This is a genomic window from Serratia sp. ASV30, from assembly GCF_016428815.1.
In the GTDB taxonomy this organism is placed as follows: Bacteria; Pseudomonadota; Gammaproteobacteria; order Enterobacterales; family Enterobacteriaceae; genus Chania; species Chania fonticola_C.
Genome location: NZ_JAELTL010000067.1, coordinates 1 through 24133, shown reverse-complemented (window position 1 = coordinate 24133; position 24133 = coordinate 1). Strand labels below are relative to the sequence as shown.

The window sequence follows — 24133 nt, the reverse complement described above, 5'->3', positions numbered from 1 at the left end:
AGATGTGTATAAGAGACAGCTGCTGCAATACGTCAGCGCCGTTGGGGCCATGGCACATGCGCCGTTCCTTTCCAGCGTTGCGCCGGACTTCTTTGGTATCAACAGCTTTACCGAGCTGCCAGCCATCAAAGACATGAAGTCGGTGTTCGAAGGGCCAGCACACACCAAATGGCGTGCGCTGCGCGAGTCGGAAGATTCCCGCTATCTGGGCCTGACCACGCCACGTTTCCTGCTGCGTTTGCCGTATTCCACCGTTGAAAACCCGATCAAGAATTTCAACTACTACGAAGACGTCAGCAAGGATCACGAACACTTCCTGTGGGGCAACACCGCATTCCTGCTGGCAGCCTGCCTGACAGACAGCTTCGCCAAGTATCGCTGGTGTCCGAACATTATCGGGCCACAAAGCGGTGGTGCGGTGCACAACCTGCCGGTTCACCTCTATGAGGCGATGGGCCAGGTACAGGCGAAGATCCCGACCGAAGTGCTGATCACCGATCGTCGTGAATTTGAGCTGGCGGAAGAGGGCTTTATTACCCTGACCATGCGCAAAGGAACCGACAACGCGGCCTTCTTCTCGGCCAACTCGGTCCAAAAGCCGAAGGTATTCCCGAATACCCATGAAGGGCGGATGGCGGAAACCAACTACAAGTTGGGTACCCAACTGCCGTACATGTTCATCATCAACCGTCTGGCTCACTACATCAAAGTGCTACAGCGTGAGCAGATTGGTTCGTGGAAAGAGCGTCAGGATCTGGAGCGTGAGCTGAACATCTGGCTCAAGCAATACATTGCCGATCAGGAAAACCCACCGACCGATGTCCGCAGCCGCCGTCCTCTGCGCTCTGCTCAGATCCAGGTGCTGGATGTCGAAGGGGATCCGGGCTGGTACCAGGTGGCGATGCAGGTGCGTCCACACTTCAAATACATGGGAGCCAGTTTCGAGCTCTCGCTGGTTGGTCGTTTGGATAAGGAATAACAGGCAATGGCTGCGCTTCTTAATTGGGAGCGAGGAAGTTCTGCCAGCTTGTTTGAGCGTATCCAGGGGAAGGGCTTTGGCCCTTCCTCACATAGCCGTGTTCAAGAGCTATTAATCTCAATCAAGCAGCATTTGAACGAAGTCCTCAATTCGCGCCCCGGAGCCTGCCAAAGTGCTGCAGGTCTGGGGGTTATTGATCTCAATGATGCCACGGCAACCACGTCTGATTTCCGTAAGAGTATTGAGCAGGCCATCAAGGAGTGTATTGAGCGCTACGAGCCAAGAATTTCCGAGGTTGCCGTTCAATCCCTGGTGGATCAGGGGGACCCACTGTTATTGAGTTTCCATATCAGTGCTCACGTTGATTTCGACAATATCGGCGATGTGGTTGAGTTCAACATCCAATTGGACAGCAACCGCCGTTACTGCCTAAACCAGGAAGCATAATGTCGTTCGAAAAGTACTTCAGGGATGAGCTGGATTATCTCCGGCAGCTAGGGCGTGATGCCGCAATCGAACGGCCGCACCTTGCTGCCTTTTTATCCGAACAGGGTTCCGATCCGGACGTTGAGCGCCTGTTGGAAGGCTTCGCCTTTCTGACCGGCAATCTGCGCGAAAAGATCGACGACCAGTTCCCGGAGTTGACACACGGCCTGCTGAATATGCTGTGGCCGAACTATTTGCGGCCAGTGCCCAGCATGACCATCGTCGAATACACGCCGAACAGCAGTGCACTCACTGAAGCGACGTTGATCGAGCGTGGTAGCCAGATCGAGAGCGTCCCGATTGCGCAAAGGGCGGAACGTGGTGCGTTGCAAAACGACAGCGAAACACACGGGCCCCAGTGCAGCTTCACCCTCTGTCGGGATGTCTGGCTGTTTCCGATGGGCATCCAGGATATCGCCGTCAACAACAGTAACGAACAGGGGATATTGAGCATTCACTTTGGCGCCAAGGCAGAGTTGAACGTGCAAGAAATGCGGCTCGATAAACTGCGTTTCTATCTGGGTGAGGACGGTTACACCAGCACCCAGCTCTATTTCTGGATCAGCCACTATTTCGAACGGGCCGACCTGGTGGTCAACGGCATCACCATCCCGATGCCGGACTTCGATTTCAACCCGGTGGGCTTTGAGCGTGAAGATGCGCTATTGCCATATCCGAAAAACGCCTATGTTGGCTACCGTATCCTGCAGGAGTATTTCTGTTTCCCGGAAGGCTTCCTGTTCTTTGACGTGGCCGGCGTGGTGGATTTCCCCGCGCATCTGAAAGCCAGCGAATTCACCCTCAATCTGCATTTCTCCCAGCCATTGCCGCCTGAGGTTAAGATACGGCCAACTACCCTGCGCCTGAACTGCACCCCGGCGGTGAATCTGTTCAAACGCGACAGCGAGGCGATAGCCCTGGATGGCACACAAACCGAATATCCGCTGTGTGCCAGCTACCATCATCCTGAGCGCTACGAGATTTTCTCGGTCGATCGCGTGGAGAGCTGGTTAAGCAAAGATCCCAAGGGCAGCGGGCGGGGGCAGGCCAGAAGCTATCCTGCGTTCGAAAGTTTCCATCATCAGGTGGAGCCTGCGCAGGAACGCAACATGCTCTATTACCGCCTGCGGGTGAGAAACTCGCTGTTCCGTAAGGGCTTTGAGCATTACATCTCCTTTGTGCGCAGTGATGAGACGCAGGTGGCGCTGTCTCAAGAAAACGTGTCGGTCAGCATGACCTGTACCAACCGCGAATTACCGCTGGCGCTACGCGTGGGTGATATCTGCCAACGGACGCAAGCAGGCCCGTCATTTGCCACCTTCCGTAATATTACCCGGCCTTCGGTACCGCTGTATCCGGTGTTGGATGGCAGCCTGCAATGGTCTTTGTTGTCCAATATGTCATTGAACTACATGTCATTACTGGACAAGGATTCGTTAAAACAGATCCTGCAGACCTATGATTTTCCCAGCGTACACAACCGGCAATCCGCTCGGTCGTCGCAAAAAAAACTGGACGCGATTTCGCGTATCGAAACCCAGCCGATCGACAGGTTGTTCCGTGGTTTACCGGTCAGAGGCCTGCAAACCACCCTCTGGCTGGAGCAAAGCGCTTTTGGTTCTGAAGGTGAGCTCTACCTGTTTGGTACGGTGTTGGCACGCTTCTTCTCCCTGTATGCCAGCGTCAACTCGTTCCACCTTTTGAAAGTCATCAATCTTGATAATCAGGAATGTTACCAATGGCCGGTACAGACGGGTCAACATGCATTGATGTAAGCGCGGGTGAAGGCGTAGCGCCGGAGCCAGTGCTGGATGTGTCACGTTATAACTTTTACCAATTGGTCGAGCTGCTCAACCAAATGGCGGTAGCGTGGCAAAAATCCCCGGGTTCAGCCAGGCCAGCCGATGAGGCCATCCGCTTTAAATCGACCGCCAGCCTGGCTTTTCCAACCCGTGACGTGATCGCGTTGGAGACTTCCGCTCGCGGCCAGTTTGAGCTGGAAGTCTCTTTCCTTGGATTGCATGGCAGCCAGTCGCCGTTACCCGGTTATTACCTGGATTCGTTGGCCTGGGAAGATGCCCAGAATGAAAACCGCCTGACGGATTTTCTCAACGTGTTCAACCACCGGCTGTTAACGCTGCTGCATCAGATTTGGCGCAAATACCGCTACTACATCTGCTTTGACGAGGGTGGTAACGATGATGTCTCGCAGCGCATGTTTGCGCTAGTGGGATTAAGTAACGAAGCGACCCGCAAAAAACTGCGCATCCACCACGGCAAAATGCTGGCCTATGCCGGCTTGCTGGCCAGCCCTGGGCGTGCCCCGGAAGTAATTTGCAGCCTGGTGGCGCACTGTTTCAACCTGGCGGATGTGACGCTGCAAAGTTGGCAACTGCGCAAGGTCAAAATTGCCCCGGAGCAGCAGAATCGCCTGGGCGGCAGGGTGAAGGTCAGCGGCCAGAAATACCAAGGGAAATCGGTGCTGGGCGTCAATTTCTCACTGGGATCGCAGGTAGCGGATCGCAGTGGCAAATATCAGTTGTGCCTCAACCAACTGACGCGTGAACAGTTCTTGTCATTTTTACCTAACGGGGAGAATTACGAGCCGTTAGAGATGTTTGTGGCTTTCATTATGCGCGACCAGTTTTCGTGGGATTTACGCCTGGGTCTGGCAGAGCAGCAGGTGGGCGGCATGATCCTGGGGACAGAACAAAACAACCTGCTGGGCTGGACCAGCTTCCTCGGGGAACCCGAGCAACAGCCCCACGTAACCATCAGCGTTATGGAATGACAATCAAGATTCAGGAAGAGAGATCATGGATAAACAGCAACCGACGCTATCATTGCGAGTCGTCAATAGCGACAGATTGGAAAGTGGCAAACCGGCCAGCAGCCTGTTTAATGCACAGGGTGGGGTGGTTGGCAGTGACGGCAGCCATCATTGGTCTATTCAAGATCAGGGCGGCAATATCAGCCCTTCACAGTTTGCCATTGAATGGCGTGATGGGTCCTTTTGCCTGCGGGTGCTCAACGGTGCGGTGAGTATTAACCAGTCGATGCTGACGGCAAACTCCGGTTTGGTGCGCATCCAGCAAGGTGATGAAATCAGCGTAGGCAATCTGGCCATCAAGAGCCATATCAGCCGCTCGAGCGCCGATATGATCGATCCGCTGATGGTTTCGCCAGAATCGCTGGTCTCCAGCTACAGCAACCCGCTGGAAGCGATGATGGAAGGGGGCAATACACAGGTTTCCCACCATGAGCAGGACAACCGCCTCGCCGCCACGGTCGCCAACGGTTTCAGTCACGACCCGCTGCGGGTATTGGAAACCGAGAGCCTGACGATGCACGAACCTCTGAGCGCCCTCACCGGTGCCGATCAATCATTACAACAGGATCGCTACCGCGATCCGCTGTTCTCTTCTCCACTTTCTGATATCACCAAGGACAGTGCCATGGATCAGGAGTTTATCGATCTGCCGCAAATCAGCAGTTTTCTTTCCGGCCAGCAGGCACCGTCAGACAGCAAGATGGAACAGCAGCACGTGGCGATCACGCCGCTGATGCGGGGTTTTGGCGCGCAACTGCCAATCCGCAACAGCCAGGAGGCCAATGACTTCCTCGAGGAAGCTGGCAAAACGCTCAGGGCCGCCATTGAAGGGCTATTGGCCTTGCAGCGCAGCCAACACGGCCTGCGGGACAAACATTTGCGGCCAATCGAAGATAACCCGCTGCGCCTGAATATGGATTACGACACCACCCTCAGCCTGCTGTTTGCCGATCAAAAAAGCCCGGTGCACCTTTCCGCACCGGCGGCGGTGGCCGAGAGCCTGCATAACCTGCGCCTGCACCATCAGGCCAACCAACAGGCGATTGCCCAGGCGTTGAGCACCATGCTGGAAGCTTTCTCCCCAGAGCGGTTGCTGACGCGCTTTAGCCATTACATGCGCAGCAACGAGCGCCAGGAACAAGACTCCGCCTGGGCCTGGGAAATGTACAAAAACTACTACCAGGAATTGGCCTCCAGCCGCCAGCAGGGTTTCGAAAAGCTGTTTGGCGAAGTGTATGAACAGGCTTATGACCAGGCGCTGCGCCAGGGGATGAAGGACAGCGAACGATGAAAGGTGGCAGAGGATACTTTCTGACGACTGCGCTATGCCTGGTGCTGATGCTGTCAGGATGCACGATATGGAAAAACAAGAAGCCGGAGCGCGTTACCGAGCAGCCTTCTACGCTGCGGTTAACGCTGCTGGCGGACGCGAACATCAACCCCAATGAGAAAGGTGAGGCCGCGCCGACCGAGATTGCGGTGGTGTACCTGAGCGACGATTCCAAACTGTTGGCGGCCGATTACGACCAGCTCGACACGGAAATATTGAAGAAAACGCTCAGTAAGAACTACATCGACCACCAGGAATACACCCTGCTGCCGAGCCAATATAAACCGTTACCCGCCATTGAGCTGGAAGAGAAGACCCACTATCTGGGGGTGATTGCCTACTATGCCGACGTTGATCGCGCTGAATGGAAAAAAATCATCAAGCTCAGCGATGTTGGTCATAACTACGGCGTGCTGATCCACGTTAAAGCGGATGAAATCGACTTAAGGAAAGAGGAAGAATAACCATGCCGACCAAGAATCGGGTGATCTGGCGCGAAGGCCTGTTCATTAAGCCACAACACTTTCAACAGCAACAAAGACATAACGATTATCAGCTGCAGCGCCGCATCACCGCGCTGACCAATTACACCTATGGCTTCCACTCGCTGCAGATCAATCAGGAACTGCTCAAGCTGGGGCGTATCGGCTTGACCAACGCCAGCGGTAGCATGGCCGATGGCACGGTGTTTGATATTCCTTATCAGGATTGCTCGCCCAAGCCGCTGGATGTACTGAACTGCAACGATGCCGCCAGCCGCGATATCTATCTGGCGTTGCCGATGCTCAACGACACCATCAATGAGGTTGCCAGTCCGCACAGCCAACTGCCTGGGGCGATCCGCTACGCCGAACATACCGATGACGTGCGCGATTTGCACACCGACGGCGGCGATGTCAGCCAATTGCTGCTGGCCCAGCTTGCGCCGCGTTTGATGCAGGGATCTGAAGATCTCAGCGCCTATTCCGTGCTGCCGGTCTGCCGCATCAAAGAGAAGCACCCGGACGGCTCGCTGATCCTGGATGAAGAATTTATTCCTACCTGCACCACCCTGCACGCTTCCGTACAGTTGAAAGACTTCATGGATGAAGTGGAAGGCACCTTGGTGGAGCGCGCCCGGTTGCTGGCCAAACGTATCGGTTCGCCGGGCCAGCAGGGGATTGCCGACGTGGCCGAATTTATGATGCTGCAGGTGTTCAACCGCATGCAGCCACTATTCACCCATCTGTCCCATCAGGCAGTGCTGCACCCACAGGATTTTTATAGCCACCTGGTGCAAACCTGCGGCGAGTTGCGCACCTTTACCGACGAATCACGTCTGGCGGGCAGCTTCATCGTCTATAACCATGACAACCTGACCGACTGCTTCCAGCCGCTGTTCCTGGCGATGCGTCAAACGCTCAGCACGGTACTGACACCGCGTGCCATCTCGGTACAGCTGCATCCACAGCCTAACGGCATTCGTGTGGGGACGATCAACGACAGCGATCTGTTGCGCAGCGCCGACTTTGTGCTGGCCGTCCGGGCGCAGATCCCGCAGGAACAACTGCGGCGCCAATTCGTGCAGCAAACCAAGATCACCTCGCTGGAGAAAATCCGTGAGCTGGTTAGCCTGCAACTGCCAGGTGTGCCGCTGGTGGCGCTCTCTGCCGCACCGCGTCAACTGCCTTACCATTCCGGCTATACCTACTTCATGTTGGATCGACAAAGCCCGACCTGGAAAGAGGTCCTGCAAAGCAACGCGATTGCCTTCCACGTTTCGGGTGACTTCCCTGAACTGGATATGCAGTTCTGGGCGATTAGGAGCAGCTAATGAAAATGCATGCCGTCACGGATAACCCCGCGCTGCCCGAAACGGAAACCGTCACTTCGTATCGGCAATATCAGCTCCCGCTGCGCGGCGAGAGCCTGAATGCGATGGTGGATGCCGCCACGCCGTTACTCGGCATGGTGCTGCGCTTGAAGGACATGGAAAACCAGCCGCTGCCAGACCAGCTTTATCAGCAGGTGGTGACGGATATCCGCGCCATTGAGCAGTTTCTGCAAACCAAAGGCTACGAGCCAGGGGCGATCGTTTCGTTCCGCTACGTGCTTTGTACCTTTATCGATGAGACGGCGTTAGGGCACGGTTGGAATACGCAAAACGGCTGGTTGCAGCAGTCCTTGCTGGTGCATTTCCATAACGAAACCTGGGGCGGCGAGAAGGTGTACGTCCTGCTGGAGCGCCTGATGGGTGAACCCAAACGTTATCAGGATCTGCTGGAGTTCATCTACCTGTGTTTCTGCCTGGGTTATCGCGGCCGCTACAAGGTGACATTGCAAAACAGCGATGACTTTGAACGGCTGTTCCGTCGGCTGCATCACCAACTGCAACAGCTGCGCGGTGAAGCCCCCGCGACCGTCTTGCACCAGAAACAAAGCCGCACCGGCGGGCGCTATTACCTGAGTAAACGGTTGACCATCAAGCATCTGCTATGGGGTGGCTTAGGCCTGTTGACGGTGATTTACCTGTTTTATGCCATCCAGTTACATGGACAGACTCAGGATATTTTGCAGCAGCTAAACAATTTATTGAGCTAGGAAGCACAGATGATTCAAATTGACTTGCCCACGCTGGTAAACCGCCTTAATCCCATCGCCCGCCATGCACTGGAGGCGGCGGCGGCTCACTGCGTCAGCCTGCAGGAAGCGGAAGTGACGGTCTCGCAGGTATTAATGCAGATGGTCGCCAGCCCCTTAAGCGACGTCAGGGTGATCCTTAATCATGCTGGCGTGGACACTGACGCATTGCGTGAGTCGCTCGATCAACGTATTTCCGGCTATCAGTCGGTCACTCAGGCTTATCCCAGCTTCTCCCCTTTGCTGGTGGAGTGGTTGCAGGACAGTTGGTTATTGGCGTCGGCCGAAATGGATCACAGCCAGCTGCGCGGCGGGGTGATGTTGTTGACCTTACTGCTGAGCCCTATGCGTTATCTCACACCGGCGGCCAGCCGGTTGTTATCCCCGGTGAACCGCGAACTGCTGCGCCAGAACTTTGCTGACTGGACCGCCGATTCCGCAGAAGCCCCTCGGGTAGCGAAAGCGGGCGATAAAACCGCCGCTGCCGCCGCCAATGGTGAAAGCCTGCTGGCGCGCTATGCCAGCAATATGACCGAGCAGGCCCGTAAAGGTACCTTGGATCCGGTGCTTTGCCGCGATGAAGAAATCGATCTGATGATCGATATCCTGTGCCGCCGCCGCAAGAACAACCCAATCGTGGTGGGTGAGGCTGGCGTAGGAAAAAGCGCCCTGATCGAAGGCCTGGCGCTGCGCATCGTGGACGGCCAGGTGCCGGAAAAGTTGTGCAACAGCGAACTGATGACGCTGGATCTCGGCGCGTTACAGGCCGGTGCTGCGGTCAAAGGCGAGTTCGAAAAGCGCTTCAAGGGGATCATGGCGGAAGTTGCCCAGTCGGCCACGCCGATCATCCTGTTTATTGATGAAGCCCATACGCTGATCGGCGCGGGCAATCAGCAGGGTGGCCTGGATATCTCCAACCTGTTGAAACCGGCGTTGGCGCGCGGTGAGCTGAAAACCATCGCCGCCACCACCTGGAGCGAATACAAAAAGTATTTTGAGAAAGATGCCGCGCTGTCGCGCCGTTTCCAACTGGTGAAAGTCTCTGAGCCGAGTGCTGAAGAGGCCACGGTGATCATGCGCGGCCTGCGCACTATCTATGAGAAGGCGCATGGCGTGCTGATCGACGACGAGGCACTACAAGCGTCGGCGGTGCTTAGTGATCGCTATCTCTCTGGCCGCCAACTGCCGGACAAGGCCATCGACGTGCTCGATACCGCCGCCGCGCGGGTGGCGATCAACCTGACTTCGGCACCGCGCCAGGTGTCGGCATTGAAAACGCAGCTGCATCAGCAGGCGATGGAAATCCAGATGTTGGAGCGTGAGCAGCGCCTCAACCTGAGCCAGCCGGATGAGCGTTTATCGGTGTTGCAACAGCAGCGCGCTGAGATCGAACAGCAACTGGCAGACCTGAATGCCAGTTGGCAAACCCAGCAGCAGTTGGTGCAGCAGATCATCGCCCTGCGGGCAGAGCTGCTGACGCAGGAAGAAAACGCGACGGAAGAACAGGCTATTAATCTGGCTGCGCTGGGCGCTGAGCTGGAACAACTGCAACAGCATCAAACCCTGGTGTCTCCACACGTGGATAAACATCAGATCGCGGCGGTGATCGCCGAGTGGACCGGCGTGCCGTTAAACCGCCTGTCGCAGAGCGAATTGTCGGTGGTTACCGAGCTGCCAACGTATCTTGGCGAACAGATCAAAGGCCAGGAAACCGCGATCCACTGCCTGCATCAGCATCTGCTGACCGCCAGGGCCGATTTGCGCCGTCCGGGTCGCCCAATGGGGGCTTTCCTGCTGGTGGGGCCAAGCGGCGTCGGTAAAACCGAGACCGTATTGCAGATCTCCGAGCTGTTGTACGGCGGGCGCCACTATCTCACCACCATCAACATGTCCGAGTTCCAGGAGAAACACACCGTTTCGCGCCTGATCGGCTCACCGCCGGGCTATGTGGGTTATGGCGAAGGCGGCGTGTTGACTGAAGCCATTCGCCAGAAACCCTATTCGGTGGTGCTGCTCGACGAAGTCGAAAAAGCCCATCCCGACGTGCTCAACCTGTTCTATCAGGCGTTCGACAAGGGTGAACTGGCCGACGGCGAAGGCCGCATCATCGACTGCAAGAACGTGGTGTTCTTCCTGACCTCTAACCTGGGTTATCAGACCATTGTCGATCACGCCGAACAGCCGGAACTGCTGGGCGAATTGCTGTACCCCGAGCTGGCGGCCTTCTTCAAACCGGCCCTGTTGGCGCGTATGGAAGTAGTGCCGTACCTGCCGCTGGGCAAAGACACGCTGCAAACCATCATCCACGGCAAGCTCAAACGCCTGGATAACCTGCTGCGTCAGCGCTTTAACGCCGAAGTGGTGATTGAGCCTGAGGTAATCGACGAGATCCTGCTGCGCGCCACCCGTGCCGAGAACGGGGCGCGCATGCTGGAGTCGATTATCGACGGGGCGTTGTTGCCACCGGTTTCCCTACTGCTGTTACAAAAAATGGCGGCAGGTACGGCAATCAGCCATATCCGCATTGCCACGGAGGGAAATGCGTTTACCGCACAGGTCGAGGAGGCGCTATGAGGCAACGGCTGAAATGCTTACTGGCGCTGCTGGAAAACGATTCGGTCGAGCATTTGGTCCATGGCTTTTTGACGCTGGATCACCACCGTCACGGGTTTGACGGCTTGATGGTGGCGATGTTCAACGCCAGCGAGGGGCAGTTGGAATGTCTGCGCCTGTCTGATGCCAACCGTCGTGCCACGGTGAAGCTGGAAGCCGATATCGAAGACACCAATCACCCGTTGGTGCGGGTGCTGCGTAATGGCGCGCCCGAAGTCTGGTACGCGCTCAATCGCGGAGTGCGCATCGAAGATGACGGCTTTCGCGGCTTTATTGAGGCGTTGCCCAACGGTTGCAGCATGTATGGCGTACCGCTGTTTGATTTCCAGGGGCGGGCCTGCGGGGTGATAGCGGTGTTTGCCGAGGAGATCGATCGATTTGTGGACAGCCGCGGCATGTTCTCCATCTATTGCCAGATTTTTCAGCACCGCCTCAACAAGCTGCAAGAGGTGGAGCATCTGCGATCGCAACTGGTCCAGCTGCGTTCGATGTTCAAGGTGCGTGAAAAACAGCTGGATGAGCTGATGGTCTCGCTGAGTACCTCCGACGTTTCCACCTCGCCAGAACTATCACGCGATTACAGCAAGATAGATGACCTGTCTAGCGCGGTGGAGGCGTTTGAAGCCGCGGTACTGACGCAGCGCCAGCGTCTGTACGGCAATGACAAAAACCGCATCGCCGACAGCCTGGGGATCACGCCGCGCACCCTGGGTTACAAGTTGGCGAAATACAGGTGTTAGCTATGAATACGTGGTTATTGATCGGTTCGTTACTGCTTTCCGGCAGCAATTCAGCCACCGAGTGGCTAAGCGGCCTTTCGCTGTCGCAGCCCGAAGGGGATGCGCATCAGTTGGCGTTGCTGATGAACTGCCGCAGTGAAAGCTCGCCGCTGGTGCGTCTGGACTGCTACGACAACGCGTTGTCAGCGGCCAGCGGCGACAACCCAGGTCAGGTAGAGGCTGGGCCAGCCTGGCAGCGAGCCATGGCGCAGGAAAAAGGCCGCCGCGATCATTCGACGGCATTCCTGATAAGCGAAGGGCAGGGCAACAACCCGCAGGTGGTGCTGACCACGCCCGCGATTGGTGTGCCGCCACCGCGGCCGGTGTTGATGCTGAGCTGCATCGACAACATTACCCGTTTGCAGATCGCCTTGGTCGGCCCGCAAAAAGACGGTGCGGTGACGCTAACGGCGGATAGCGACAGGTTTAACGTGCAGTGGTTCCTGCGTGAAAACGGCTATTTGCTGGAATCCAGCCGGGGCCTGGCCGGTATTGATGAGATCAAGCGGTTGATGTCGGCGCAGACGCTGACGATCGACGGTACCAACGGCGGGTTACCCCGTCTGACATTTAATATTTCGCAGTTAACGCCAGCGCTGAAACCGCTGCGTAACGCCTGCCACTGGTGAGGACTATGGATAGCACGTCACAACATCCCTGGCATGCATTATTGCTGACACCGCTGACGCCCGAGCAGACCGCCAAGGCGTTGGCCGATGACGATCCGCAATGGGAGCATATCGACAGCCAGATGGTCAAAGTGGGTTCGCTGACCCACAGCTCGCTGAATATCGATGACCTTCAGCAGCAGGCGATGGCTCTGCTGTCGCAAAAAAGCAAAGACTTCCGTTTGGTGGTGCACCTGCTGCGTACCTTGCAGCACGGCGGTGAACCGGGCGACCTGATGCTGGCGATCTCCTTGCTGACCGCTTACGTGCAGAACTTCTGGACCAGTGCCTGGCCGTTGAACCCGCTGCATAAGCGCCGCTTTGCCCAGCAGATCCTCAAGCGTTTTGACAGCGCCAGCGGCAGCTTTAGCCAACGGGCGACGGACGCCCAACGCCAGGATGTGCAAGGTTTGCTGGCACATCTGGCCCAGGTTTGGCACAGCGAGGAACCGGCCCTGGCGAAAGAGGTGGATAGCCTGCGTGCCAGCTACGCGCGGTTGCCTACTCGCACCGTTGAACCGGTGGTTGAGGAGGAAGAACGCCCTCAGTCTGGTTCGGCATCGACATCAGCCTCTGCTGGCAGAACGATCAGCCCCAGCCTGAGCATTGATAACTCCAGCGATAAAGCCTGGCGGCAAACGCTGCTGAAAATGGCGGATTTGCTGTGTGAACTGCACCCCGAGGCCGCCATTGGTTTTCGCCTGCGTCGCCATGCCCTGTGGGGCAGCTTGACCGCGCCACCGATAGCGCAGGCCGATGGGCGCACGCCGCTGGCCGCCGTTTCTGTCGATCGCATGGCCGATTATCTGGGGCGCGTGGCCACTGCGGATCTGGCCCTGTGGCAACAGGTGGAACAGAGCCTGGCACTGGCACCTTACTGGCTGGATGGCCACGCGCTTTCGGCGCAGATCGCTATTCGGCTGGGATATACAGGGGTTGCGCAGGCCATACGTGACGAGCTGAGCGCTTTTATCGAGCGGATGCCGGCGTTAACCACCCTTTATTTTACCGATATGACGCCATTCCTCTCCCCTGAATCTGCCAGCTGGTTACAGCAGGAAACGGGTGCCAAAGGGGGAGGTAACACTATTGAACAGGATGAAATTTGGCAATGCTATCAACAGCAAGGACTGGAAGCCGCGTTACAGATGATCGATCGGCAATCGCAGCAATCCGAACCCAGGGACCGTTTTTACCTGCAATTGCTCAGCGCCCAGTTACTGGAAAAAGCGGGGATGACGGCGCTGGCACAGCAGCACTACCACAACCTGTTGCAGGTGGGGCAGCAAGTGCAGCTAAGCGAATGGGAACCGGCGTTGATCGCCTTGCTGACAGACAAGCAGCGGCAGCTCAAGCCGTGATGGCCAGGGAAGGGAACAGGAGCGTTAACGCATGAAATTGCCCTCATTTATTCATTTTGCCAGACCGGCCATTCCACGCATCAAAGCCTCGGTGCCGGTGGTGCTGGCGCTGTTGGCCTGTATCGGCTTGATTTGGGTCTGGATTTACGGGCCGGAATGGAAGCTGAAGGATTACCAACCGTTCGAACCTTTGCTGAGCCGCTGGTTGGTGACGGCATTGGTGGTGCTGCTGGCGGTGTGCTGGCTCACCTTCAAAATGGTGCGGCGTTTACAGCAGTTGGAAAAGCTGCAGCTGCAGGCTAAAACGCAGGTCGACGATCCGATCCTGGCCGATATCGAACAGCAGGACCAGTATCTGGGCGTCTGGAAGCAGCAGTTGCAACGGCGGCTGAATACCCCGGCTTATCTCTATCGCCTGCCTTGGTACATGGTGATTGGCACCCGCAACAGCGGCAAAAGCACCCTGATCAAAGAAGGCTACAAGCTGACCGAAATCGCCAGCCCGGAACTGACCAGCGTGGAAGACGCCGGTGAGCTGCGCGTGCGCTGCTGGCTGGGTGAACAGGCGGTGCTGATCGATCCGGCAGGTGAGCTGATCGAGCAGCCAACGCTGTCCATCGTGGGCAAAGCGGCGCTCAATAGCCGCCTGTGGCAAAGCCTGCTGAACTGGCTGGTTGAACACCGTAAACGCCAGCCGCTGAACGGCCTGATCCTCACCGTCGATCTGCATCAACTGCTGACGGCGAACAAGGCTCAACGCGAAAACATGGTTGCCAGCCTCCATCAGCGTTTGCAGGATGTGCGCCAGGCGCTGCATAGCCAACTGCCGCTGTACGTGGTGTTTACCAAACTGGACCTGCTGTACGGGTTTGAAGCGATGTACCAGACGCTGGATAAGGCCCAGCGCGAAGCGGTGCTGGGGGTGACATTCAGCCTGAACGCCGCCGAGCCGGAGGTGTGGCGCAAAGAGTTGCAGCAGTTCTGGCAGCAATGGATCGCCCAGTTGAACGGCGCAATGCCAGACATGATGCTCAACGGCGTCGATGCAGGACAACGTAGCCAGCTGTTCAGCTTTACCCGCCAGATGCAGGGCATGCAAGAGTATGTGGTGCAACTGCTGGAGGGGATCCTCTACAGCGGCGATCATCAACAGCCGCTGTTACGCGGCATCTACCTGACATCTGCCCAACAGCGCGGACAGATGGATGACGTGTTTACCCAGTCTGCCGCCGTGCAGTATCACCTGTCACCGCAGGCCTTCCCAACCTGGCCGGTCGCCGAAACGACCCCGTACTTCACCAAAGAGCTGTTTAATCAGGTGTTGCTGGCGGAACCGAATCTGGCGGGCGAAAACGGCCTGTGGCTGCGTAACTCCAGAAAACGCCTGATGGTGTTCTCCTGCGTGGGGGCCGTGGTGGCGTTGACGCTGTGGGGTTGCTGGCAATACTACTATCAAAGCAACTACCGTGCCGGACAAGAGGTCCTTGCCCAGGCCAAAACCTTCCTCTCCATCCCGACGCCGAAGGGTGACGATCGCTATGGCAATCTGCAACTGCCGTTGCTGAACCCGATCCGTGACGCCACGCTGGCTTACGGCAACTACCATGAGCGCAACAGCCTGCTGGCGGACATGGGCCTGTATCAAGGCAACAACATCGGCCCTTATGTGGAAAGCACCTATCTGCAACTGTTGCAGCAGCGCTTTGTTCCGACGTTGATGAGTGGCCTGTTGGAGCAGTTGAATGCGGCACCTCCAGGTAGCGAAGAGAAACTCGAAATACTGCGTGTGATGCGCATGCTGGAAGACGGCAGTGGCCGCAATATTGCGCTGGTGGAACAGTATATGGGCGACCGCTGGAGCCAGCAGTTTAACGGCCAGCGCGAATTGCAACAGCAGTTGATGGGCCATCTGGACTATGCGCTCAAGCACACCGATTGGCGTGCCGCGCGGGAAAGTGGCGATCAGGTTGCCGTCAAGAACTTTATCCCTTATCGCCAGCCGATCCAGCTGGCACAGCGCGAGTTGAGCAAGCTGTCGATTTATCAGCGGGTGTACCAGAACCTGCGCATCAAGGCACAGGACGCGCTGCCTCCGGCCCTGAACCTGCGCGATCAGATCGGAGCCAGCTTTGACGACATCTTTATCTCCAACAACGATCGCCTGCTGGTGGTGCCGCAGTTCCTGACGCGCAACGGTTTGCAGAACTACTTCACCAAGCAGAATGACCAACTGGTCGATCTGACGGTGATGGACAGCTGGGTGCTGAATCTCAGCAAAAACGTCGAGTATAGCGAGGCGGATCGCAAAGAGATCCAGCGGCAGGTGACCGAGCAGTATATCGGTGACTATACCGCCACCTGGCGTGCGGCGATGAATAACCTGTCGGTCGGTGAGTTTGAAGATCTGCCGCAGGCGATCAGCGCCATCGAGCAGGTGATCAGCGGCGAGCAGCCTTTCCGCCGTGCCTTGCAGACGCTGAGTGATAATACCCGCTTGCCTGCGGTGCCTGACGCGTTGCAGGGTAAAGAACGCCAGGAACTGATGCAAAAATCTGATTATCAACTGCTGGGCCGCGTCAACCGCGAGTTCGCGCCAGAAACCGGCGTGCTGGTGGAGAACGGTGACAAAGGCAGCGTGCTGCAAAGCGTCTACCAAAAACTGACCGAACTGCACCGTTACCTGCTGGCGATCCAAAACTCACCGGCACCGGGTAAAGCGGCCATGAAGGCGGTACAGTTGCGCCTGGATCAAAACAGCAGCGACCCGATCTTCGAGGTTCAGCAGTTGGCGAAAAACCTGCCGGAACCGCTGAACCGCTGGGTAGGGGATTTGGCCGAACAAGCCTGGCGCGTAGTGATGATGGAAGCCATCCAATCGTTGGAAGTCGAGTGGAACGAGACGGTGGTGAAACAGTATCAGACCTACCTGGCTGGCCGTTATCCGTTCGATCCTAAATCGCAGCAGGACGTGCCGCTGAGCGAGTTTGAACGCTTCTTCGGCCCGAAAGGCACCCTGGATAGCTTCTACCAGCAGAACCTGAAGCCGTTCGTGGATAACAACCTGAGCAGTGGCAGCGACGGGCAACTGTTAATCCGCCCAGACGTGCTGCAACAGCTGACGCAGGCGCAGAAGATCCGCGAAACCTTCTTCTCGGCACAAAACGGCCTGGGCACTCAGTTCGCCATCGAACCGGTGGTACTGAGCGGCAACAAACGCCGCAGCGTGCTGAATCTGGATGGGCAGTTGCTGGATTACGCCCATGGCCGCAGCAACATGGTGCATCTGGTTTGGCCTAACTCCATGCGGGCCGGGGTAGAAAGCAAGGTAACGCTGGTCCCGGATGAAAACGGCAAGTCCCCGCGCAGCATCACCTTCAGCGGCCCTTGGGCACAGCTGCGGCTGATCAACGCCGGTGAGTTGACCAACGTCGGCACCAACTCGTTCGATGTCCGCTTCAAGGTGGACGGCGGCGAGATGACCTACCGCATCCATGTGGATGAGTCCGACAACCCGTTCGCTGGCGGTCTGTTCAGCAAGTTCACCCTGCCAGACACGCTGTATTAATCGTTGTTATTCCGTCTCTCTGCCGCGCTTGGCAGAGAGACGCTTTAAGGATGAGTCCGCATGAGCGAAGCCTCAGAAAATATCATCATTCAAACCGGCGGCGATCCGCGCCATTGGCCGGAGTTCAGCGCCATTCGTGAAGAGATCAACAAGATCAACCACCCGGCACGGCCAGAGGTTAACTGGCGGCTGATTGAGTCGCTGGCGTTGACGCTGTTCCGTACCAACGGGGTCGATCTGCAAACCACGGTGTACTACGCCCTGGCGCGTACCCAAAGGCACGGGCTGGCCGGGTTTACCGAAAGCTGCGAGCTGTTGGCGGGTATGGTCGTTAGCCAATGGGAGCGATTGTGGCCAGAGCAGCCCCAGGCCCGCTCGGAAATACTGGAGTGGTTCAACGCCCGCGTCGGTAGCCAACTGCGCCAGCACGAGTTCGGCATTGACGACCTGCGCCTGGTGTATCGCGCCGAGCGGGCACTGCAACTGCTGTGCGACAAACTGCAACAGGTCGAGCTAAAGCGCGTACCGCGCATTGAAAACCTGCTGTACCTGATGCAGAACACCGCCAAACGGCTGGAAGCCGCCCATGAAGCGGCCAAACAGCCGCCAGCGCAACCGCTGAAGATGCCCTCGATGGTGTATCTCTCGGTGCCCGAAGCGGAGCCGATCCGCACCCTGTTCTCAGGAGCAAAACCGGCCGCGAATGAACCGCCTCCGGCCTATGAAGAACCCGTGCCGCCGCCAAAAGAACAACCGCTGCCCAATGTGGAGGTGCGTTTTGCACCGCCACCACCGGCCATACCCAAAGCGGCCAAACGCGCTGCGACGGCTTGGGGATTTGGCGGCGGTGTGCTGTGCAGCCTGGTGGTCGCCGGTGCGGCTTACCTGATGCAGGTTAAGCCGATGCAGGAACGATTGGCGGGGTTGTCCGCCACCCCAGAAGGTTCGGTGCAGCTGTGGCTGGCCCAACCCACTCTGGACGGCTACGGCCAGCAATTGAACACCCTGGAAAATCTTTCTCCGTTGGCCGGGTTGCGTACCGCCGATGCCTCGGTGGCGCTGGCCAACCAACTGTGGCCGACCGATCCGGAGCAGATTGCCCAAAGCCAACGTTGGCAACGGCTGCTACAGGCGCGACTCGGCAGCGAGCGGGCCGACAACAGCTATTTCCAGGTGCAGCAGCGCTTGCAGGCGCTGTCGGACAAGCTGCTTGAACAGGAAAAAACGCGCGGCAGCCTGACGCTTTCCTATCTGAAAACGCAGGTTTATCAGATGCAAAGTGAACTGAACCGTGAAACGCCGCTGGAAGAGTTGCTGCGGCAGCTGGCGGTTTCGGTGGAACAACAACAACCGGCTTCACCGGTGCTGCTCAAGCAGATAGACGAGCGCTGGAATGCACTGCTCAGTCGCTATCACCAACTCACGCAGCAGGCAGCACCTGCCCGCTAACCTCCAGGAAGGAAAAGATATGTTTGCTGATGATAAGAAAGACGCCCCCAAGGGGGGCGTGCAGCCGAAGAACATTGTGGCCACGGAGACGCCGTCAGTCAGTGGCGATCAGGTGGTGGATATGGTGGGAGCCGCGGCTGGCGCTGTAGGCGGCAAGGCGGGCAAGGTGGTATCGCAGGCGGCGGATATTGCCAAAAAGGCCGGTTCGATAGCCTCATCCGTAGGCATCAATCCGAAGAACATTGTCAGCGGGGGGAGCGCAGCGGGCATCGCCTCATCCGCAGGTGTGAAGCCGATGAACATTGTCAGCAGTGGTAGTGCCGCGGGCATGGCCTCATCTGCGGGCGTGAAGCCGATGAACTTTGCCAGCGGCGGCAGCGCCACGGCGATGGCGTCCTCGGCTGCCAGTGCCCTGATGGGCGGCGCGGAACCGAGCGGGTTGCAGTTTACGCTCTCCACGGCGAACCTGCCTCCGCAGACCTTTGTGGTGGTGGATTTCAGCCTGACCGAGATGCTCTCCTCACCGTTCGTGCTGAACGTAGGCCTGGCCAGTGCCGATCCGGCCATCGACTTTGCCGCGGTGCTGGATGAGGATGCGACGCTGGAGATCAAGCGTGAAGGGGTGTTGCAACGCAGCATCACCGGCATGGTGGCGAGCTTTGAACAGGGCGATACCGGCCTGCACCAGACTCGTTACAGCATGGTGATCCGCCCGGCACTGTGGCGCACCACGCTGCGGCGCAACTCGCGTATCTTCCAGCAGCAGAGCATTGAAAGCATCATCACCACCTTGCTGAAAGAGAACGGCATCACCGATTTTGCCTTTGGCTTGCGTAACCCCCATCCGGCCCGTGAGTTCTGCGTGCAGTACCAGGAATCGGATTTTGACTTCATCCAGCGGCTGGCCGCCGAAGAGGGGATGTTCTACTACTTCGAATACCCCGAAGGCAAAAACATCGTGGTGTATACCGATGACGTAGGCACCCTACCGCAGGGCGCTGTGCTGCCGTATAACCCGGGCGTGGCCGCTCAGGCGCTGGAGCTGTGCGTCACCACTTTCACCCGCAGCGCACAGGTGCGCACCGCCGTGGTGGAGCTGAAGGATTACACCTTTAAAAACCCGCAGTGGTCGGCGGCCTTTAATGAGCAGGCCAGCGAACTGCAAAACCAACGGCCAGACTACGAACACTTCGACTTCCCCGGGCGTTTCAAAGACGAACAGCACGGCAAGGCCTTTACCCATTACCGCCTGGAAGCCCTGCGCAACGATGCCAACCTGGGAAATGGGCAGAGTAACGACTTTACCCTACAGCCGGGCCTTCTGTTTACGCTGACCAGCCACCCGCGTGGTGATTTGAACCACCAGTGGCAATTGCTGAGCATTCAGCACAGCGGCAGCCAGCCCCAGGCGTTGGAGCAGGAGTCAGGTGGGCAAGGCACCACGCTGAGCAACCAGTTCGTCTTCCTGCCGCACACCCAAACCTGGCGACCGACGCCGATGCCGAAACCGGCGATGGACGGCCCGCAGATCGCGATGGTGGTGGGCCCAGCCGGGGAAGAAATCTACTGTGATGAGTTCGGCCGTATCCGCCTGCAATTCCTGTGGGACCGCTACGGTAAAAGCAACGACAACAGCTCGTGCTGGATCCGCGTGACTCAACCGTGGGCCGGGCAGGGTTGGGGGATGTTGGCTATCCCCCGTATCGGCCAGGAAGTGGTGGTGGATTTCCTGCATGGGGATCCGGACCAACCGATCGTCACCGGGCGTACCTATCACGCCAACAATATCCCGCCGGGATCGCTGCCGGCCAGCAAGACCCAGATGGCGTTCCGCTCCAAGACCCATAAGGGCGAGGGCTTCAACGAGTTGCGGTTCGAGGATGCCAAGGGGGGTGAGGGGCTGTTTATGCATGCCCAGAAGGATATGAGTACGACGGTTAAAGATAACCAGACGAACATGGTTGAAAAGGGAAACAGAATACTCACGGTGGCGTTAGGTAATGAAGTCAAGAATATCAGCAAGGGTAGCCTGGTTGAGGATGTCAAATTGCTTCGCAGCACCACTGCTAACTTCGTTCAAGTCAAAGCCGAAGGCGATTCTCCGGGCACACAGCTCTACACGGCAACGCAACAGATTGAACTTGAGGTTGGAGCAGGGAATATCATCATGACCACAGAGTCGATAACGTTGAGTTTTGGCGCGTCGAGCGTTATTCAGTTAAATAAAGACGGAATACTGATCAAAGGTACCGTTGTTGATATCAACCCTGAGTGATCACGTAAAAGAGGCTCTAAAAAATGTATCAGATAAATGAGGGCAGATTTACTGTTCCCGCAGGTTTCGAAGATAAAAGTACCACGGTTTTGCAAGGCGTTGGCGGTGATAAACAGCTTAGTTTGACGGTCATCCGTGATGTATTGGAAGAGAATGAAGGCATTAATGAGTATGTCGTGCGCCAACTGGGTGAGCTAAAAAAACGGCTTCCTGGATATAAAATGCTGGACAAGAAATCGGCGTTTTTGGGGGGCGCTAAGACCGCCATAGAAGGGATTCAGATTGAAAGTCGCTACAAATACAACAAGTCCGAGGTTTTCCAACGTCAGGCCGGATTTATTGTTAACGATAAAAAAGTACTGGTATTGACGCTGACGCGAAGTTTGCCTTTCGAAGAGCAGGCTGAGCTGTGTTGGCAAGATTTGCTGTCAGGTTTTGAGTTGCGGACGTAAAGCGCACTCATACAGGCAAGACAGGGAAAATTTAAAAATACTAAGGACAGATATCATGCTTGAAGCGGCACGTTTACATGATGATATTAAACATACTAGCGCATTGGCGGGATTTCTTGCCGGTGCGTTGCTCGGCTGCCTGGTTATCGTTGCTGCGGCCGTTATGCTTTCGGGGTGCGGTTTGGTGGTAGGGCTGGTACTGGGCCTTCTGGTTATGCCTGCCGCAAAACAGACCGCTTGGGGGTTGGCGGAGCTAGGTAAATCGATAGGCAGCATGTTTTCCAGTGTGGAAGGGAAACTGGTAGAGGCCTCAAAAAATGTCAGGGTCAACAGCCTGGGTGCCGTAAGGGTCGAGTTGAGTACGGCAGCATGCAGCAAGCACTCACCTCAACCCCAGGTAGCGGAAGGCTCTGGCAGTGTGTTTATCAACAGTAAAGCAGCTGCGCGGGTTGACGATAAGCTCACTTGCGGAGCAGCCATTGCCACTGGCTCAACGAATGTTGCTATTGGTGGAGGAACTGTCCGTTATTTAGCTGTTCAGGATGAGGTATCACAAGAGTGGTATGATCGCGTTGGCACTGCGTTCGACGTGGCGGAATTTGTCGGTGGGTTGGCGGGGGCAATAAAACAGGGGTTGACGGCAGGAGCACGTTGCGCGATGAAGTTTGCTGCGGGCTTTGTGGCCGGGGAAGCGCTCAACCACTATGTTGTCGCACCTGCCATTGATAGTCTGGGGAAAAGCATTGGCGGCTATTTTGGATATCCTGTCGATGTTATTACCGGGCAAAAGTTGTTGTTCGAAGGTGAGGATAACGACTTTATGCTGCCTGCCCATCTACCTCTTTCAGGACAGCGGTATTACCGCAGCGATTTACAGACTGAGGGACTGTTGGGCAAAGGCTGGCTTTCTGAATGGGAGCAACACCTGACGTTCAGCCAGGAGCATGTCATTTATCATGATGCTATGGGAAGAGAAGTGCCCTTTCCTCGCGTAGATGAAGCTGAAAAAATTTATAACTATGATGAAAAGAAATTCATCACTGGTTTACCTGATGGGCGGATTTGCATCTGTGGTTCGGATGACTTCTATTTGATATTTAGCCGTCCAGATGAGGAAGGTAAGGCCCGTTTAGAGAGAATAGAAAACCGCCAGGGACAATGGACGCAACTGATTTATCAGCAGGACAGGTTGGTTGCGATAAAAGACAGCAGCCATAATACCTTGCGTTTTGTATATATTCCGTCTAAACAAGGGGTCCGTCTGGGCTCAATCTGGTTTATTGCCGATAGTGAGCCTGAAGAAGCCCACCCGTTAGTCAGCTATGTTTATACGGATGAAGGACAACTGGCCAGGGTATTGGATGGGCAACATCAGTTGCAGCGTGAGTTTGCATATCACGAACAACGGATGACAGAACAGCGTTTGAGAAGTGGTTTAAGAATTACCTATCAGTGGGCACTGATAGGCGAGACCTTCCGTATTATCGAGACCGAGACCAGCTTAGGCGACAAAAACCGATTTGTTTACAATGATGCTGAAAAAATTACTACGGTATATAAAGAAAAGAACATCCAGGCGCAGTGGCAATATAATGACGCACAACAGGTGTTGGCCTATACCGATTTTGATGGTCGAGTATACCAGATGGAGTACAACGAACAGGCCGAGTTAACGGCAATGAAACTACCTGGCGGAGCGACCATTGGCTGGAAATATGATGAATTAGGGCGTGTCACGGCAGAGATTGACCCAACTGGCCAGCAAACACAGCGTTATTATCATCGTAACAGTTTTAACCTTATCCGTTATGAACTTCCTGATGGTTCTCACTGGAGTACCGATTATAACGAGAAAGGGCTGGCAAGCGTTTATCGTGATCCCCTGGGCAATGAAACCCATTATGACTATAACACTGCGGCCGAACTGACAACGATAACGGATGCCACTGGCGGCGTGGTCAAGTTAAGTTGGAATAAGCGGGGGCAATTACTGGATTATCTGGATTGTTCGGGCAATCTGACGGCGTATAGCTACACGGTGTTGGGGCAACTGGACTCGGTCACCGATAGCCTTGGCCAATGTACCCGCTATCGGTATGACGGGCAGGGTAACTTGATACAGGCTCTCTTCCCGGATAATACGCAGGAAGAATGGCGTTGGGATAGCCGAGGATTACTGATCCGCCATACGGATGCTGCGGGACAGGTTACACGGTGGGGATACGATACGCAGGGTTTATTGCATACCCACACTGACCGGATCGGGCGTCAGCTCATTTATCAATATGACCGCCATGGGTTGTTGACCAAACTGAATAATGCCAATGGGGGGCAGTACCAGTTCCGCTACGATGCCATAGGCCGCCTGTTAACCGAATTGCGTGTTGACGGAACGTCCAAGCATTATCGTTATAATGAGCAAGGGCAACTGGCTCGGGTTATCCATCGTGGTGATAGTCAGGACAAAGGCGTACATCCAAAGTCTGAAACCTTGCTTGCCTACAATCAGACGGGGATGCTGTCAGAAAAAACCACCGCTACAGCGATAACGGCCTATCAATATAATAAAGTGAATGCTTTGATCACGGCTGAGGTTATCCCCTGTCTCTTATACACATCTCCGAGCCCACGAGACAGGAGGTATCATCGCGTATGCCGTCTTCTGCTTGAAAAGGGGGGGGGGGGGGGGGGGGGGGGGGGGGGGGGGGGGGGGGGGGGGGGGGGGGG

General features: G+C 56.4%; 17 protein-coding genes. All 17 read left to right on the top strand.

The window, feature by feature from the left end; genetic code table 11:
• The coding region (tssC, locus tag JHD74_RS22245) for a type VI secretion system contractile sheath large subunit (RefSeq protein WP_199063516.1) at positions 1-979 on the top strand (979 nt) is incomplete at its 5' end.
• Between the two features lie 6 nt (positions 980-985).
• A complete protein-coding gene (gene tssE / locus JHD74_RS22240) occupies positions 986-1426 on the top strand; it encodes a type VI secretion system baseplate subunit TssE (RefSeq protein ID WP_024529702.1) in 441 nt (146 codons plus the stop codon).
• Positions 1426-3240 carry a type VI secretion system baseplate subunit TssF gene (gene tssF / locus JHD74_RS22235; protein ID WP_024529703.1) on the top strand — a complete coding sequence of 605 codons (1815 nt, stop codon included), beginning with the start codon at positions 1426-1428 and terminating at the stop codon, positions 3238-3240. Before tssE ends, tssF begins: the two co-directional genes overlap by 1 nt.
• Positions 3204-4256 (top strand): type VI secretion system baseplate subunit TssG, encoded by a 1053-nt coding sequence (tssG, locus tag JHD74_RS22230; protein ID WP_199063515.1) that lies wholly within the window; start codon positions 3204-3206, stop codon positions 4254-4256. The genes tssF and tssG overlap by 37 nt, the downstream gene beginning before the upstream one ends.
• Positions 4257-4281: 25 nt before the next feature.
• Positions 4282-5586: a type VI secretion system-associated FHA domain protein TagH gene (tagH, locus tag JHD74_RS22225; protein WP_024529705.1), complete on the top strand. Its 1305-nt coding sequence runs from the start codon at positions 4282-4284 to the stop codon at positions 5584-5586.
• Complete coding sequence (gene tssJ / locus JHD74_RS22220) at positions 5583-6089, top strand: type VI secretion system lipoprotein TssJ (protein WP_024529706.1); 507 nt, start codon at positions 5583-5585, stop codon at positions 6087-6089. Before tagH ends, tssJ begins: the two co-directional genes overlap by 4 nt.
• Before the next feature lie 2 nt (positions 6090-6091).
• Complete coding sequence (gene tssK / locus JHD74_RS22215) at positions 6092-7438, top strand: type VI secretion system baseplate subunit TssK (protein ID WP_024529707.1); 1347 nt, start codon at positions 6092-6094, stop codon at positions 7436-7438.
• Entirely contained in the window at positions 7438-8205 is a 768-nt protein-coding gene (gene icmH / locus JHD74_RS22210; RefSeq protein WP_021178397.1) for a type IVB secretion system protein IcmH/DotU, read from the top strand. Before tssK ends, icmH begins: the two co-directional genes overlap by 1 nt.
• 9 nt (positions 8206-8214) lie before the next feature.
• The gene (gene tssH / locus JHD74_RS22205; RefSeq protein ID WP_065685188.1) at positions 8215-10818 is read left to right on the top strand and encodes a type VI secretion system ATPase TssH; all 2604 of its coding nucleotides are present in this window, start codon (positions 8215-8217) and stop codon (positions 10816-10818) included.
• Complete coding sequence (locus tag JHD74_RS22200) at positions 10815-11597, top strand: helix-turn-helix domain-containing protein (RefSeq protein ID WP_065685187.1); 783 nt, start codon at positions 10815-10817, stop codon at positions 11595-11597. Before tssH ends, JHD74_RS22200 begins: the two co-directional genes overlap by 4 nt.
• A gap of 2 nt (positions 11598-11599) precedes the next feature.
• Complete coding sequence (gene vasI, locus JHD74_RS22195; protein ID WP_074031869.1) at positions 11600-12265, top strand: type VI secretion system-associated protein VasI; 666 nt, start codon at positions 11600-11602, stop codon at positions 12263-12265.
• A 5-nt stretch (positions 12266-12270) separates the two neighbouring features.
• Positions 12271-13665: a type VI secretion system protein TssA gene (gene tssA, locus JHD74_RS22190; protein WP_024529710.1), complete on the top strand. Its 1395-nt coding sequence runs from the start codon at positions 12271-12273 to the stop codon at positions 13663-13665.
• Positions 13666-13696: 31 nt separating this feature from the next.
• Positions 13697-17230: a type VI secretion system membrane subunit TssM gene (tssM, locus tag JHD74_RS22185; RefSeq protein WP_199063514.1), complete on the top strand. Its 3534-nt coding sequence runs from the start codon at positions 13697-13699 to the stop codon at positions 17228-17230.
• A gap of 60 nt (positions 17231-17290) precedes the next feature.
• A complete protein-coding gene (locus tag JHD74_RS22180) occupies positions 17291-18679 on the top strand; it encodes a VasL domain-containing protein (RefSeq protein WP_199063513.1) in 1389 nt (462 codons plus the stop codon).
• 388 nt (positions 18680-19067) lie between these two features.
• The gene (locus JHD74_RS22175; RefSeq protein ID WP_370592693.1) at positions 19068-20954 is read left to right on the top strand and encodes a type VI secretion system tip protein VgrG; all 1887 of its coding nucleotides are present in this window, start codon (positions 19068-19070) and stop codon (positions 20952-20954) included.
• 23 nt (positions 20955-20977) lie between these two features.
• Positions 20978-21406 carry a DcrB-related protein gene (locus tag JHD74_RS22170; RefSeq protein WP_074031872.1) on the top strand — a complete coding sequence of 143 codons (429 nt, stop codon included), beginning with the start codon at positions 20978-20980 and terminating at the stop codon, positions 21404-21406.
• 55 nt (positions 21407-21461) lie between these two features.
• The coding region (locus tag JHD74_RS22165; protein ID WP_199063512.1) for a DUF6531 domain-containing protein at positions 21462-24133 on the top strand (2672 nt) is incomplete at its 3' end.